This is a genomic window from Nonomuraea sp. NPDC050643 (assembly GCF_040654715.1).
GTDB lineage: Bacteria > Actinomycetota > Actinomycetes > Streptosporangiales > Streptosporangiaceae > Nonomuraea.
Genome location: NZ_JBFAIM010000087.1, coordinates 11,409 through 24,889, shown reverse-complemented (window position 1 = coordinate 24,889; position 13,481 = coordinate 11,409). Strand labels below are relative to the sequence as shown.

General features: G+C 68.3%; 14 protein-coding genes. 5 read left to right on the top strand and 9 right to left on the bottom strand.

Going from position 1 to position 13,481, the window contains the following annotated elements; all coding sequences use genetic code 11:
* Nucleotides 1-3 precede the first annotated feature (3 nt).
* On the bottom strand, nt 4-579 hold the full coding sequence (locus tag AB0I15_RS58790) for a single-stranded DNA-binding protein (RefSeq protein WP_358117708.1): 576 nt from the start codon (nt 577-579) through the stop codon (nt 4-6).
* 91 nt (nt 580-670) lie between these two features.
* Complete coding sequence (gene rpsF / locus AB0I15_RS58785) at nt 671-961, bottom strand: 30S ribosomal protein S6 (RefSeq protein ID WP_358117705.1); 291 nt, start codon at nt 959-961, stop codon at nt 671-673.
* 201 nt (nt 962-1,162) lie between these two features.
* Between rpsF and AB0I15_RS58780 the strand changes: the two genes are divergently transcribed.
* A complete protein-coding gene (locus AB0I15_RS58780; protein ID WP_358117805.1) occupies nt 1,163-1,471 on the top strand; it encodes a hypothetical protein in 309 nt (102 codons plus the stop codon).
* A 42-nt stretch (nt 1,472-1,513) separates the two neighbouring features.
* On the opposite strand, the gene AB0I15_RS58775 is transcribed toward AB0I15_RS58780, so the two are convergent.
* Nucleotides 1,514-1,690 carry a hypothetical protein gene (locus tag AB0I15_RS58775; protein ID WP_358117702.1) on the bottom strand — a complete coding sequence of 59 codons (177 nt, stop codon included), beginning with the start codon at nt 1,688-1,690 and terminating at the stop codon, nt 1,514-1,516.
* Between the two features lie 142 nt (nt 1,691-1,832).
* Here AB0I15_RS58775 and AB0I15_RS58770 point away from each other — a divergent pair, with 142 nt between their 5' ends.
* Entirely contained in the window at nt 1,833-2,573 is a 741-nt protein-coding gene (locus AB0I15_RS58770) for a deoxyribonuclease IV (RefSeq protein WP_358117700.1), read from the top strand.
* A 63-nt stretch (nt 2,574-2,636) separates the two neighbouring features.
* Here AB0I15_RS58770 and AB0I15_RS58765 read toward each other — a convergent pair whose 3' ends face one another.
* The 4 genes from AB0I15_RS58765 to AB0I15_RS58750 form a co-directional block, all read right to left on the bottom strand.
* On the bottom strand, nt 2,637-3,701 hold the full coding sequence (locus AB0I15_RS58765) for a mannosyltransferase family protein (protein WP_358117698.1): 1,065 nt from the start codon (nt 3,699-3,701) through the stop codon (nt 2,637-2,639).
* Complete coding sequence (locus AB0I15_RS58760; protein WP_358117694.1) at nt 3,698-5,020, bottom strand: glycosyltransferase 87 family protein; 1,323 nt, start codon at nt 5,018-5,020, stop codon at nt 3,698-3,700. The genes AB0I15_RS58765 and AB0I15_RS58760 overlap by 4 nt, the downstream gene beginning before the upstream one ends.
* On the bottom strand, nt 5,017-7,509 hold the full coding sequence (locus AB0I15_RS58755; RefSeq protein ID WP_358117691.1) for a transglycosylase domain-containing protein: 2,493 nt from the start codon (nt 7,507-7,509) through the stop codon (nt 5,017-5,019). The genes AB0I15_RS58760 and AB0I15_RS58755 overlap by 4 nt, the downstream gene beginning before the upstream one ends.
* A 234-nt stretch (nt 7,510-7,743) precedes the next feature.
* Nucleotides 7,744-8,130 (bottom strand): DUF5318 family protein, encoded by a 387-nt coding sequence (locus AB0I15_RS58750; RefSeq protein WP_358117688.1) that lies wholly within the window; start codon nt 8,128-8,130, stop codon nt 7,744-7,746.
* Nucleotides 8,131-8,264: 134 nt separating this feature from the next.
* Between AB0I15_RS58750 and AB0I15_RS58745 the strand changes: the two genes are divergently transcribed.
* Both AB0I15_RS58745 and AB0I15_RS58740 read left to right on the top strand, forming a co-directional pair.
* A complete protein-coding gene (locus AB0I15_RS58745) occupies nt 8,265-8,855 on the top strand; it encodes a PadR family transcriptional regulator (protein WP_358117686.1) in 591 nt (196 codons plus the stop codon).
* A 13-nt stretch (nt 8,856-8,868) separates the two neighbouring features.
* Nucleotides 8,869-9,948, top strand: a complete 1,080-nt coding sequence (locus AB0I15_RS58740; RefSeq protein WP_358117683.1) for an inositol-3-phosphate synthase — start codon at nt 8,869-8,871, stop codon at nt 9,946-9,948.
* Between the two features lie 34 nt (nt 9,949-9,982).
* Here the strand turns inward: AB0I15_RS58740 and idi are convergent, their stop codons facing one another.
* Nucleotides 9,983-10,567: an isopentenyl-diphosphate Delta-isomerase gene (gene idi / locus AB0I15_RS58735; protein WP_358117680.1), complete on the bottom strand. Its 585-nt coding sequence runs from the start codon at nt 10,565-10,567 to the stop codon at nt 9,983-9,985.
* A gap of 106 nt (nt 10,568-10,673) precedes the next feature.
* Here idi and AB0I15_RS58730 point away from each other — a divergent pair, with 106 nt between their 5' ends.
* Nucleotides 10,674-11,960, top strand: coding sequence for an MFS transporter (locus tag AB0I15_RS58730; protein ID WP_358117677.1), 1,287 nt, complete (start codon nt 10,674-10,676; stop codon nt 11,958-11,960).
* Here the strand turns inward: AB0I15_RS58730 and AB0I15_RS58725 are convergent.
* On the bottom strand, nt 11,940-13,340 hold the full coding sequence (locus AB0I15_RS58725; protein ID WP_358117675.1) for a CCA tRNA nucleotidyltransferase: 1,401 nt from the start codon (nt 13,338-13,340) through the stop codon (nt 11,940-11,942). The two genes, AB0I15_RS58730 and AB0I15_RS58725, sit on opposite strands and share 21 nt — an antisense overlap.
* Nucleotides 13,341-13,481: the final 141 nt, after the last annotated feature.

The following is a 13,481-nucleotide window of genomic DNA, read 5'->3' as shown; positions in this document are numbered from 1 at the left end:
GGTTTAGAAAGGCGGTTCGTCGCTGAAGTCGTTGCCGCCGCCGCCGAAGCCGCCGCCGCTCTGCTGACCGCCGCCGCCGCCACCGTAGTTGCCGCCGCCGCCACCGCCCTGGAAGCCGCCGCCTCCCTGAGGCGGAGCGGGCGACGCGGAGGCCCACGGGTCGTCGGCGGGTCCGCCGCCGAAGCCGCCGCCGCCACCGCCGCCACCCTGACGGGAGGTGCGGTTGACCTTGGCGGTGGCGTTACGCAGAGACGGGCCGACCTCGTCGACCTCGACCTCGTAGACCGTGCGCTTCTCGCCTTCCTTGGTCTCGTAAGACCGCTGCTTGAGCCGCCCCTGCACGATGACCCGCATGCCGCGCTGGAGGCTCTCGGCGGCGTTCTCCGCCGCCTGCCGCCACACGTTGCAGGTCAGAAAGAGGCTCTCGCCATCCTTCCACTCGTTGGTCTGGCGATCCATGAACCGCGGAGTGGACGCGATGCGGAATCGAGCCACCGCTTGCCCCGTCGGGGTGAAGCGCAGCTCCGGGTCGTCGACAAGGTTGCCGACGATGGTGATTACGGTGTCGCCTGCTGCCATGGCTAGCGCTCGCCTTCCTGCACGCCTTCGCTTGGGTTACGGCTCAATGTACGGGGCGGCCCCGACAAAAGCCGGGGTTGACGACCCGGGGTTAGTGCACGTCCGGACGCAGGACCTTCGTACGCAGAATGCCCTCGTTGAGGTTCATCTGCCGGTCGAGCTCCTTGACCGTCGCGGGCTCCGCGGACAGGTCGACGACGGCGTAGATGCCTTCCGACTTCTTGTCGATGTCGTAGGCGAGACGGCGACGGCCCCAGACGTCGACCTTCTCCACGGTGCCGCCGTCATTGCGGACCACGGTGAGGAACTGGTCGAGGGACGGCGCGACAGTGCGCTCATCGAGCGAAGGGTCCAGAATGACCATTACTTCGTAACGACGCATGCGGGACTCCAACCTCCTCTGGACTCTTGCGGTCACGACACTCTGCCGTGACAGGAGGACGCTGACGTTTGCCCCCAGGCGGCCCATTTCGGCACCCCGGGGCGATGGATCACCCATCACAACGCAGCGTGCCCAAGGTTACCAGCCGCGAGTAGGTGGGAAGGCCTGTAGGAAAACAAGGGGGTGGTGGCTTTGCCACATGTGCTCCAGCCCTCCGAGAGGGAGCGGTTCAGGCTCACGCTCAACACGGACGGACGTCCGCACCCGATGGAAAACGTCCTCGCCGTCGCCACCCTGGCGCTCGGCATCGTGGCGTTCGTCTCCACGTTCTGGCCCGCCGCGCACGCGATCTCCGCGTGGGTCGGCACGCTCGGCTTCGGGGTCGGTCTCTACTCTCAATACATCTCGGCGACCACACCGCAGCGCTCACTCAACGTCATCGGGCTCGTGGCCTCGTTCGTGGGGGCCGCGCTGGGCATCGCTCACGGCGGTTTCCTGCCCCACGCATGAGCGACGGCCCCGGGTTCGTCCCGGGGCCGCGCGATATGTCGTTCACCCGATGTTCAGGTCGATGCCGAGCAGGACCAGGAACCAGAGGAAGACGGCGAGCAAGGCTTCGGCGAGATCCTTCAGCAGCCCCGGCGTGATGTAGTCGTACACCCAGGCGACGTAGATGCCGATGACGACGTAGACCAAGACGATCAGCGCTCGTAAGCGCCAGCGGCTCATAGTGTTTTCTCCTCGGGTAGGGGGTGCCTCCCGACTGCCCTGGTACGCCCGTCCGAAACCCGGTCCCGGTGAGACCTCTACCAGGCCGCGCGAGCCACCGCTCTCGCCCCCGGGCTCCCCGCTCCGGCGTAGTCTCGGGGGCATGCGCATCGGAGCCCACGTGCACCAGGACGATCCCGCCGCTCACGCCGAGGCGGTGGGAGCCGAGGTGGTGCAGTTCTTCCTCGGCGACCCTCAGGGCTATGACAAGCCCGTGCTTCCCCCCAACCCGGTCGAGGGGGTCGACGTCTACATCCACGCCCCCTATCTGATCAACGTGGCGACCACCAACAACCGCATCAGGATCCCCAGCCGCAAACTGCTGGAGCAGCATCTGAAGGCGGCCGCGGGGCTCGGCGCCAAGGGCCTGGTCGTGCACGGCGGCCACCTCAACAAGAACGACGATCCACAGGCCGGGTTCGACAACTGGCGCAAGGTGTTCGAGCGCATGGAGTGCCCCATCCCCGTGCTGATCGAGAACACCGCGGGCGGCGGCAACGCGATGGCGCGCAGGCTGGAGCGCATCGCCCGCCTCTGGGACGCCCTCGACGGGTTCGACGTGGGCTTCTGCCTCGACACCTGCCACGCCCACGCCGGCGGCGAGGAGCTGGTCGACCTGGTCGAGCGGGTCAAGGCCATCACCGGCCGCATCGACCTCGTCCACTGCAACGACTCGCGCGACGACTTCGACTCGGGCGCCGACCGGCACGCCAACCTCGGCCAGGGCACGATCGATCCCGAGCTGATCCTCGCGGTCTGCCGCGCGGCCGGCGCGCCGATCGTGGTGGAGACCCCCGCCGAGGGCCAGGCGGACGACATCGCGTTCCTGAGGAAGAACCTCTAGCGAATACACACAGCCTGTGGATAACTTCCCTGGATTACCGAGACGAGAAAGCGGGTATAGAGGTCAGCCCGCCCACGCGCCACTGAGGAACCGGCCGGCGTTGCCTATCATGAGCGGCCCGGAGATCAGCGCATAGAGGGCGATCACCCAGGCCCTCCTCGTCGCGACCCGGGCGATCAGGATCCACAGCGGAAACCACAGCACCAGCATGCGCGGGATCGACAGGTAGTACGCCGACGTCATGAGCGCCGCCGCCTGCGTGCCCACGTAGACGGCCTCGCTCCACCTGCGCAGCAGGAGCAGCCACACCAGCCCGGCCATGGCCACCGCGGCCCCGGCGATCTCCATGCGGAAGGCCACCGCGAAGTCGCCGGAGCCCATGGCCTGGTCCCAGGTCGTCCGCAGCGCCTCCCACGGCCACGCGAAGTCCCGCCCCCAGCCCGCCTCCTGCGCGTGCTTCCACGCCAGCCAGTCGCCCGACCTGCTGTAGTGGTAGTACGAGTACGCCACCAGCGGCGCGAACGGCACCACCAGCCACCCCGCCTGCCGCGGCGACTCCCTGCTCGCCACGAACTCCACCACCAGCGCGATCGCCAGGAACAGCCCCGTGATCCGCACACAGGACGCCCCCGCGGCCAGGAAGGCCGCCGCCGACCACTGTCCCCGCCGGGCCGCCAGCCACGCCGGGATCGCGAACGCCAGGAAGAGCGACTCGCTGTAGCCCGCGACCAGGAAGACCGCCGTCGGGAAGAGCAGCAGCGCCAGCACGGCCATCCAGCCGTCGATGCCTTCGAGCTCGGCGAGCCGGGCCAGCGCCACCATGGCCACCGCCCCGGACACCAGCGAGATCAGCAGCCCGGCCGCCGTCCAGTCCGGGATCACGACGTGCACCATGCGCAGCACCGCCGGCAGCCCGGGGAAGAACGCCGGCAGACCGTCGTCCGGCGGCCTGCCGGGCTCGCCGTCGTAGCCGTACCGGGCGATCGTGACGAACAGCGTGGCGTCCCACTTGTGCCACTTGTTGAGGTATTCGCCCAGCGCGACCCCGAACAGCGTGGCGATCAGCAGCCCGGCCCGCGAGCCGAACCAGAGCAGCAGCGCGTCCCGGCCGGCCGAGCGTGTGATCATCGTGCGAGAGAAGAAAGCGTGAACCGGTCAGGGGCGTCCTCGAACACCCCGCCTGCCTGGTCGTCGATGCCGGCGCGCCGGATCACGTCCTTGTCGGGGCGCAGGATGTCGCGTACGACGAACGCCATCATGATGCCGATCGTGATGACACGGCCCCAGACCGCGGTGAAGTAGGTGTCGTCGCCGATGCCCAGGTCCTCCCGCTGCAGCGGCGGCTGGGAGAGCAGGTAGAGCCAGATCGCGGCGAAGTACCAGACCTCGGCGAGCTGCCACAGCGCCAGCGGCTTCCAGTTGGGCCGGGCCAGCACGGCGAACGGCACCAGCCAGAGCACGAACTGCGGCGACCACACCTTGTTCGTCATCATGAAGGCGGCCAGCGCCAGGAAGCAGATCTGCGCCAGCCTGGGCCGGCGCGGCGCGGCCAGCGTGAGCACGGCGATCCCCAGGCACATGACGCCCAGCGACACCATGCCGAGCGTGCTCACGTCGAGCTCGCCCACCACCGCCCATTCCTTGCGCTGGAAGAACAGCCACGGCGAGCCCCAGTCGACCCCGCGCTCCTGGGAGAAGACGTAGAAGCGGCGCCAGCCGTCCCACGCGAAGATCATGAACGGCGCGTTGACCGCGATCCACGCGCCCGCGGCCGACGCCATGGTGATCAGGAACGGCCGCCACTGCCAGGTGCGCAGCGTCAGCAGGAACAACGCGCCCACGAACATCAGCGGATAGAACTTGGTCGCGATCGCCAGCCCCAGCAACACCCCGGCCGGCACCAGCCTGCGGCGCTTCCAGGCCAGCAGCATGCCCATGGACAGGGCGCCCGCCACCAGGTCCCAGTTGATGTAGGCGGCCAGGATCACCGCCGGCGCGACGGCGTACCAGAGGGCGTCCCACGGCCGGGTGGGCCCGATGACCGCGGCCATCAGCAGCACGCCGACCACCAGGCTGACGCCGAGCAGGATCACGGTCAGGTCGTAGAACCGGACCGCCTGCGCGACCTTGTCGACCTCCAGCCACCGCGCCAGCCAGCTGAACACCTGCATGACCTCGCCCAGCACGACCGGGTATTCGACCTGCTTGTCGAACGGCACGGCGGCGAAGTAGGGGTTCTGGGTGGCCAGCTCCCGGTCGAAGTAGAGGGGGTAGATGTCGGTGTAACAGAAGTTCGTGTACGTCGTGACCTGGTCGTTCCACCCTCCGGTACGGCAGGGCAGCCGCACCACGTAGGCAAGGGTGGCCCCCAGGGCCGCGATCAGCCCCAGAGGAAGGTACGGGACGGCACGCATCGCCCAGGGCGCGCGTGCCTCCGTGCTCGTCACTGGTCCTCTGGCCTGGTCATGATCGAGTCAGGCCGGCGATATCTCGGATCAGGCGCCGACCCGCCACCCGCGACGCCCGCGTCGTCGGCCGTCGTCTGCGGACCGGGCTCCCCGCTGCCGTCGTCGATCGTCACGTCCTCGTCGGGGTTGGTGTCGTCACCGCAGCCGATGAGGCAGTCGTCCTCGTTGCCCTGGTCGAACGGGTTCTCGTCGTCGAACGGGTTCTCCTCCGCTTCCGGCGTCGGCGTCGGAGTGGGCGTCGGGCTCGGCACGATGTTCTCCGGCACGCCGACCTCGGCCCGGTCCGGGAACTCCTCGACCGGCAGCCCCTGGTGGGCGAGCGTCATGAACTTCTGCCAGGCGATCGTGGGCGGGCCCGCGCCCTCGAAGTTCAGGGACACCTCGAAGGGCTTGGTGTAGGGGTTGTCCCAGGTGTACTTCTTGCTGCCCTTGCGGAAGACGGGGCAGTTGGAGTGCTGGGGCGGGACGACCTTGCCGGTCTTGGTCCTGCACTCCTCGCGGTAGAACCCGACGGCCGTGGAGATCTGCGGCGTGTAGCCGACGAACCAGGCTTCCTTCTCGTCGTTGTTCGTCCCGGTCTTGCCGGCGGCCGGCCTGTTGCCCAGGCCCTTGCCCTGCGCGGTGCCGTTCGTCAGGACCGCTTCCATGGCGACGGTGGCGTCGGCGGCCACGCCCGGGTCGATGACCGGCTTGGGGCTCGCCTGCTCGCCGTAGACGACCTGCTTCTTGAGCTTGACTTCCTTGACGACGTGGTAGCGGACGTATTTCCCGCCGTTGGCGAAGATCGCGTAACCGGCGGCCTGCTCCACGGGCGTCACCAGGGCGCTGCCGATGGCGAACTGGTAGTGGTGCACGCTGACGTCGTCGTCCATGCGCTTCTCGTTGAAGCCGGCGGCCTTGACGAGGTTCTTGACGTCGTCGAGCTGGTTCGGCAGCGCGAACGCCATCGAGACGTACGCCGTGTTGACCGACTGCGCCGTGGCCTTGACCACGTCGACGGCCGCGCCGACGTTGTGGCTGTTCTTGATGCCGCCCGGCTGCTGGCCGGGAAGCACCTTCGGGACCGTCTGGTTGCCGGGCACGAAGCTCTTGAGCGAGTAGCCGGCCTGCAGCCAGGCGGCCAGCACGTACGGCTTGAAGGCGGAGGCGGCCTGCTTGGTCGACTGGAAGGGCTCGTTCCACGGGTCGGTGAGGTAGTTGTCACCACCGTAGAAGGCCAGCACGCGCCCGTGCTTCGGGTCCACCGCGGCCAGGCCCGCGTGGTATTCGGTGGACATGTTGAACGCCTTGCGCGTCTCCTTCACCGCGGTCTGGGCGGCCTTCATCAACCTCCGGTCGAAGGTCGAGATGATGTCGTAGCCGCCGCTCTTGATCTTCTCCTCGGTGAGGCCGCGGCTCTCGAGCTCGTTCAGGACCTCCCTGACCATGTAGCCCCTGATGCCGGCCATCTCGTTGGGGCCGCTGCTCTTCTGCGTCTGGGGGAACTTGGCGGTCTGCGGCAGCGAGCCGTAGCGGTCGGGCCACTGCTCGGCCATGTACTGGACGACGGTCTTGAAACGGGCCTGGAGCTCAGGGGAGTTGTGGTCCCAGTTCGGCTGCTGGATGCGCGCGGCCAGGTAGGCCCCCTGCTCGGGGGTCAGCTTGGCGGCGGTGGCGTCCTTGCCGAAGTACGCCTTCGCGGCGGCCTCGACGCCGTAGGCGCGGCCGAAGTTGATGGTGTTGAGGTAGTTGGCCAGGATCTCGTCCTTGGTCAGCTCGTCGTCGAGCTTGACCGCGACGAAGATCTCCATGACCTTGCGCTTGATGGACACTTCCTGGCTGAGGCCGTCGTAGTAGTTACGGGCCATCTGCTGGGTGATCGTCGAGGCGCCCTGGAGCTGCTGCCCCGTCGCCGTCATGTACACCGATCGGAACATGGCGGAGATGGAGATGCCGGAGTCCTCGTAGAACGTCTTGTTCTCGATGGCCACCGCGGCGTCCTTGACGCTCTGCGCCATCTTCTCGATCGGGACGATCTCGCGCTTGAAGCCGAGCTTGGCGATCTCTCTCTTGCCGTCTCGGTAGTAGATGGTGCTCTGCTGCGCCGTGGCCTCGCCCTGGACGTCTTTCGGCACCGGGGTGTTGGCATACGCGACCATGATCATGCCGAAGAGGCCGGCGGCGAGCACCACGGTGCCGGCCACGACGATCTTCCAGCTCGGCACGAACCTGCGCCAGCCGCCCCGGCCGCCGCCGCCCTTCTTCGTCGGCGGGCCCGGAGGCTCGGGCGGCTCGCCCTGACCCCGTCGGCGCGAGCGCCGCGGCGCGTCACTGACGATCGTCTCCTGGCCGCTCACCGTGCGCGGGTCCTGGCGGGCGCGCGAGCGCGGCGGCTGTTGCTGCTGCTCACCACGGCCGGGCGGTTGCTCACCGTAACCGGGAGGCGGCGCCCCGCGCCTGGGCGGCTCGTCATAAGGCTGCGCGGCCATGGCGCCCGTCTGCTCATACGCGGCTTCCGCACGACGCGGCGGCTGCGCCGCTCCCCAGGTCGATTCGCCGGTTTGGGGAGGAGAACCTTGGGGCACAGAACGGGATGAGCTGGAACGGCGCCGCCTTCCCTGGCGAGGCGTCCCCTCATTCATGCTGTTACTCACACGTCCTCACAACGTCGTCGGAAACAAAAACGGCGGTTGGGCGTGAGGTTTCTCGCCGCCCTCAGTTCTTCACGCGTGGCCGACGAGGTCAGGCGGTCCGTTCCCGAGCACGTACGAAACCGTCAGGTGATTCCAGGAACAACCTTGGCAGACCTCGACAACGTACACCCGGAACTCATCGTAATCATGGGCCATGGCGACGAGTTCTGACATGACCTTCGCCTGACCGGCCTGCCGCCCGAGGGCGTCGCCGTAGACATAGGTCACGTTGGTGACGTTCTCCTTTTCGCAGACCGGGCAGAGGCGTTCGGTCGGCTCGCCGAAGTGGCGCGCCGCGCGAAGGAGGTAGGGCTGTGCGTCGCAGACTTCACCGCGCGATGCCCGCCCGGCACGCAGGGAGCGGACCACCGCCCTTTTCGCGAGGCCGTAATCCACCACCCTTCGCTGCGACCACATGAGCGCCAGACTACGGCGTTTCGCGGGTTCATCCCAACGGCTTGGCAGATTCACAGATTGCAGGCATATGGCACTCGGAGGGTATCCTCGTGATGTATCGGCTCGATACATCGACGCGAGAGGGGACGGTTCCCGTGGCCAGCGGACAGGGCAGGGTCCTGGAACTTGCCGTGCTCGGCTCGCTGCACGAGACACCGCTACACGGCTATGAGCTGCGCAAACGGCTCAACGCCCTGCTGGGGATGTTCCGTGCGTTCTCCTATGGATCGCTGTACCCCTGCCTGCGCTCACTGCTGGGTCAGGGCCTCATAGCGGAGGAGCAGCCCGCCCCGGCCGCGATCGTCGGCGGCAGGTCGAAGATCGTCTACAAACTGACCGCGGAGGGCAAGGAACGGCTGCAGGACATGCTCACGCAGGCCGGCCCCTCCGCTTGGGAGGACGAAAGCTTCGGTGTGCACTTCGCCTTCTTCCGCCACACCGAGGCAGAGGTGCGCCTGCGCATCCTCGAAGGCCGCCGCAGCCGGCTGGAGGAGCGGCTCGACGCGGTGCGCACCGCGCTCGCGCGCACCAGGGAGCGTCTCGACAGCTACACGCTCGAGCTGCAGCGACACGGGCTCGAATCCGTCGAGCGCGAGGTGCGCTGGCTCAACGAGCTGATCGCAACAGAGCGTCGGGCCTCGTCAGAGGAGAGGCCCGAAAGAGATAGCACGTCAAATGATGAGTAAGGGAGCGAGTGCGATGGGTTCGGTTCGCGTGGCCATTGTCGGTGTCGGCAACTGCGCGTCGTCGCTGGTCCAGGGCGTTCACTACTACAAAGACGCCGACCCGGACACACGGGTGCCCGGCCTGATGCACGTGAAGTTCGGCGACTACCACGTCGGCGACGTCGAGTTCGTCGCGGCCTTCGACGTGGACGCCAAGAAGGTCGGTCGTGATCTGTCCGAGGCGATCGTCGCCAGCGAGAACAACACGATCAAGATCTGCGACGTGCCGCCGACGGGAGTGACGGTCCAGCGCGGTCACACCTTCGACGGCCTGGGTGAGTACTACCGAGAGATCATCGAGGAGTCCGACGAGACGCCCGTCGATGTGGTCCAGGTGCTCCGTGACAGCCGGGTCGACGTCCTGGTGTCGTACCTGCCCGTGGGCTCGGAGGAGGCCGACCGCTTCTACGCGCAGTGCGCCCTGGACGCCAAGGTCGCCTTCGTCAACGCGCTGCCGGTCTTCATCGCCTCCGACCCGGTGTGGGCGGAGAAGTTCGCCCAGGCCGGGGTGCCGATCGTCGGTGACGACATCAAGTCGCAGGTCGGCGCGACGATCACGCACCGGGTGATGGCCAAGCTGTTCGAGGACCGCGGGGTGGAGCTGCTGCGCACGTACCAGCTCAACGTCGGCGGCAACATGGACTTCATGAACATGCTGGAGCGCACCCGGCTCCAGTCCAAGAAGATCTCCAAGACGCAGTCGGTCACCTCGCAGATCCCGCACGAGATGGCCAAGGCCGACGTGCACATCGGGCCGTCCGACCACGTGCCGTGGCTGGACGACCGCAAGCTGGCGTTCGTGCGCCTGGAAGGGCGCTCGTTCGGTGACACTCCGTTGACCCTCGAGTACAAGCTCGAGGTTTGGGACTCGCCCAACTCGGCGGGCATCATCATCGACGCCGTACGGGCCGCCAAGATCGCCCTCGACCGCGGGATCGGAGGGCCGATCCTGTCGGCGTCGTCGTACTTCATGAAGTCGCCGCCGAAGCAGTTCTCCGACGACGAGGCCCGCGACCACGTCGAGAAGTTCATCCGGGGCGAAGTCGAGCGCTGAGCCCACCGGCCGGCTCCCGGCGGCGCCCGCCCGGCTAGAGGCGGGCCGCCGGGGGCAGGGCGGCCGGGGAGGCCGGCTGCCAGGTCAGGGGGTCGGAGCCGAGCTCCATCAGCAGGGGCACCTGCTCCCTGCACCACGGCGAGATCGCCAGAATGCCGTTCTGCACCCCCTCGGTGAACTCCTTCCACGGCATCCACCACGTCTGCCCCACCTCGTCGGGGTTCGGCGCGACGGGAGAGTCGACCGTGACGCGGTATACCGGGCAGAGCTCGTGCTCGACGATGCCGTTGGCCATGACGGCGCGGTAGGCGAAGGTGGGCAGCATGAGGTCGGCGCCCGCCACCGTGAGCCCGAGCTCGTAGGAGAGCCGGCGCACGACCGCCCGGTCGAGCGGCTCGCCCGGCAGCGGGTGGCCGCAGCAGCTGTTGGTCCACACCCCGGGCCAGGTGATCTTGTGGTCTGCCCGCCTCGTGAGCAGCACGCGGCCTTCGCGATCGAAGACGTAGCTGGAGAACGCCAGATGAAGAGGGGTCTCCCGGCCGTGCACCAACGACTTGGGTGCGGTGCCGAGCGCGTGGCCGTCGTCGTCGACCAGCACAACGTGTTCCTCAGTCGTCACGCTATGAAGCGTACGAGATCATGACGACCGCTCGGAACCCGTTGCCCACCTGCTGCACCAACCTCTGACGCATCTTAGGGGACGGGTGCGGGGCTAGGCTGGCGGCGTGTCTTTTGTCGCCGATCTCCGCGTGGTCCTGCGAGGCAGGGACTTCAGACGGCTGTTCGGCACCCGGCTGATCTCCCAGTTCTCCGATGGGATCTTCCAGTTCGGAGTGGCCGGATTCGCCTTCTTCAGTCCCGAGAACCAGACGACCGCCCTCGGCGTGGCCACCGGGCTGGCCGTGCTCCTGCTCCCCTACAGCGTGCTCGGGCCGTTCGTGGGCGTGTTCATCGACCGCTGGTCACGACGGCAGATCCTGATGGTGGCGCCGATCGTGCGCGGCGCGCTGCTGCTGGTGGCCGCGGCTCTCGTCGCGGCCAATGTGCCCGATCCGGTGTTCTACGGTGCGGCGCTCGCCGTGCTCGGGGTCAACCGGTTCTTCCTGGCCGCGCTCGGCGCCTCGCTGCCGCACGTGGTGCCCGCGGACCGGCTGATGGCGGCCAACGCGGTCACGCCCACCTCAGGGACCGTGGTGACGTTCGTGGGCGCGGGCGTGGGGTTCGTGCTGCGCGAGGTCCTCGGCGGTGACGACTTCGGCGTCGCGCTGCTCCTGGTCACCTCGGGCGTGGTGTTCGGGCTGAGCGCGCTGGTCGCGCGGACGATGGACCGGCGGCTGCTCGGCCCCTGGTTCGACCCCGAGCGGCCGCAGGCGCGCCAGGCCGTGCGCAACGTGCTCGTCGGCCTGGTCGACGGCGCCAAACACCTCGTACGCCACCGCACGGCCGCCGCCACCATGGGCGCGATGGCCGCCCACCGCTTCTTCTACGGCATGGCCACCGCGCTCGGCATCATCCTCTACCGCTACTACTTCACCGACGGCGATCCCGAGGCCGCCCTGCGCGGGATCACCCTGGTGCTGGCCACCTCCGGCGTCGGCTACTTCCTCGCGGTGATCATCACCCCCTACGCCACCGAGCGGTTCACGATCGAGCGCTGGGTGCCGATCGCGCTGTCGGTGGCCGGCGTGCTGTCGGCGGCGCTGGTGCTGCCGTTCCAGGAGTGGGGGCTGCCGGTGGCCGGGTTCGTGCTGGGCGTGGCCGGGCAGAGCGTCAAGATCTGCGCCGACACCACCGTCCAGCGCGACGTGGAGGACATCTATCTGGGCCGCGCGTTCTCCATCTACGACATGCTCTTCAACGGCATGTACGTGCTCGCCGCGGCCCTGTCGGCGGTCATCCTGCCCTCCAACGGCAAGTCCTACGCGGCCGTCGTGATCATCGCGGTCGGCTACCCCGTGGCGGCGCTCGCCTACCGGATGATCACCACGTCGTCACGCGCCAAGGTCGTTTGACCGGGCCCACTCCAGCAGCGCCTCGGTGGCCGCGTCGGTGCCGATCATGCCCTTGTCGAGCCTGAGCTCGAGCAGGAACTTGTACGCCTGCCCCACCACCGGCCCGGGCCCCACCCCGAGCACCCGCTGGATCTCGTTGCCGTCGAGCTCGGGACGGATCTTGGCCAGCTCCTCCTCGTCGGCGAGCTTGGCGATGCGCTCCTCGAGCTGGTCGTAGGTCCGCGACAGCGCCGCCGCCTTGCGCTTGTTGCGCGTGGTGCAGTCGGCCCTGGTCAGCTTGTGCAGCCGGTCGAGCAGGTGCCCGGCGTCGCGCACGTAGCGGCGCACCGCGCTGTCGGTCCACTCCCCCGTGCCGTAGCCGTGGAAGCGCAGGTGCAGCTCCACCAGCCGCGAGACGTCGCCCACCACGTCTTTGGGGAACTTCAGCTCGGTCATGCGCTTCTTGGTCATCTGGGCGCCGACCACCTCGTGGTGGTGGAACGACACCCGCCCGCCGGCCTCGTGGCGGCGCGTCTTGGGCTTGCCGATGTCGTGCAGGAGCGCCGCCCAGCGCAGGATCCGGTCGGGCTTGCCGTCCTCCTCCTGCGCGATGGCCTGGTCGAGCACGGTCAGCGAGTGCTCGTAGACGTCCTTGTGCCGGTGGTGCTCGTCGATCTCCAGGCGCAGCTTGGGCAGCTCGGGCAGCACGTGCCCGGCCAGGCCCGTCTCGACCAGCAGCCGCAGCCCCTCACGCGGGTTGGCGCCGCAGACGAGCTTGTCGAGCTCGTCGCGGATGCGCTCGGCGGAGACGATCTCGATGCGCTCGGCCATCGCCGTCATCGCCGCCAGCGCCTGCTCGTCCACGGAGAAGCCGAGCTGCGAGGCGAACCTGGCGGCCCGCAGCATACGCAGCGGGTCGTCGTCGAAGGAGCGCTCGGTGGTGCCGGGCGTGCGCAGCGACTTGGCGGCCAGGTCGCTCAGGCCGCCGTACGGGTCGACGAACTCGTGGCCGGGCAGGCGGACCGCCATCGCGTTGACCGCGAAGTCACGCCGCTCGAGGTCGGCCTCGAGCGTCTCGCCGTACATGACCTCGGGCTTGCGCGACTTGGGGTCGTAGGACTCGCTGCGGTACGTCGTGATCTCGATCAGATGGCTGCCCTTGCGCAGCCCCACCGTGCCGAAGTCGATGCCGATCGTCCACACGGAGTCGGCCCAGTCCCTGACGATCTCGAGCACCCTCTCGGGGTGGGCGTCGGTGGTCAGGTCGAGGTCATTGCCGATGCGGCCGAGCAGGAGGTCGCGTACGGGGCCGCCGACGAGGGCCAGCTCGTGCCCCTGCGCGGCGAACAGGCGGCCGAGCTCGTCGGCCACCGGAGCGATCTTGCGGAACAAATCGTTCATGGCCCGCTGCTGGCTTTCGGTCAAAGTTGAGTCGGACAAACTACGTCGGTCCTTCTGGTTGCGGAACATATCCCCCGAGCCACACCCGGTCCGGGTTACCGTCGGTCAAGAGACCGTCGGGGGCCATGGAACGAGGCAAGG

Excerpts from the sequence above, each read along its gene's own strand:
- AB0I15_RS58775 (WP_358117702.1), bottom strand. The coding sequence starts at position 1,690 with ATGAGCCGCTGGCGCTTACGAGCGCTGATCGTCTTGGTCTACGTCGTC.
- AB0I15_RS58740 (WP_358117683.1), top strand. The coding sequence starts at position 8,869 with ATGGGTTCGGTTCGCGTGGCCATTGTCGGTGTCGGCAACTGCGCGTCG.
- AB0I15_RS58725 (WP_358117675.1), bottom strand. The coding sequence starts at position 13,340 with ATGAACGATTTGTTCCGCAAGATCGCTCCGGTGGCCGACGAGCTCGGC.
- AB0I15_RS58770 (WP_358117700.1), top strand. The coding sequence starts at position 1,833 with ATGCGCATCGGAGCCCACGTGCACCAGGACGATCCCGCCGCTCACGCC.
- rpsF (WP_358117705.1), bottom strand. The coding sequence starts at position 961 with ATGCGTCGTTACGAAGTAATGGTCATTCTGGACCCTTCGCTCGATGAG.
- AB0I15_RS58755 (WP_358117691.1), bottom strand. The coding sequence starts at position 7,509 with ATGGCCGCGCAGCCTTATGACGAGCCGCCCAGGCGCGGGGCGCCGCCT.
- AB0I15_RS58765 (WP_358117698.1), bottom strand. The coding sequence starts at position 3,701 with ATGATCACACGCTCGGCCGGCCGGGACGCGCTGCTGCTCTGGTTCGGC.
- AB0I15_RS58750 (WP_358117688.1), bottom strand. The coding sequence starts at position 8,130 with ATGTGGTCGCAGCGAAGGGTGGTGGATTACGGCCTCGCGAAAAGGGCG.
- AB0I15_RS58790 (WP_358117708.1), bottom strand. The coding sequence starts at position 579 with ATGGCAGCAGGCGACACCGTAATCACCATCGTCGGCAACCTTGTCGAC.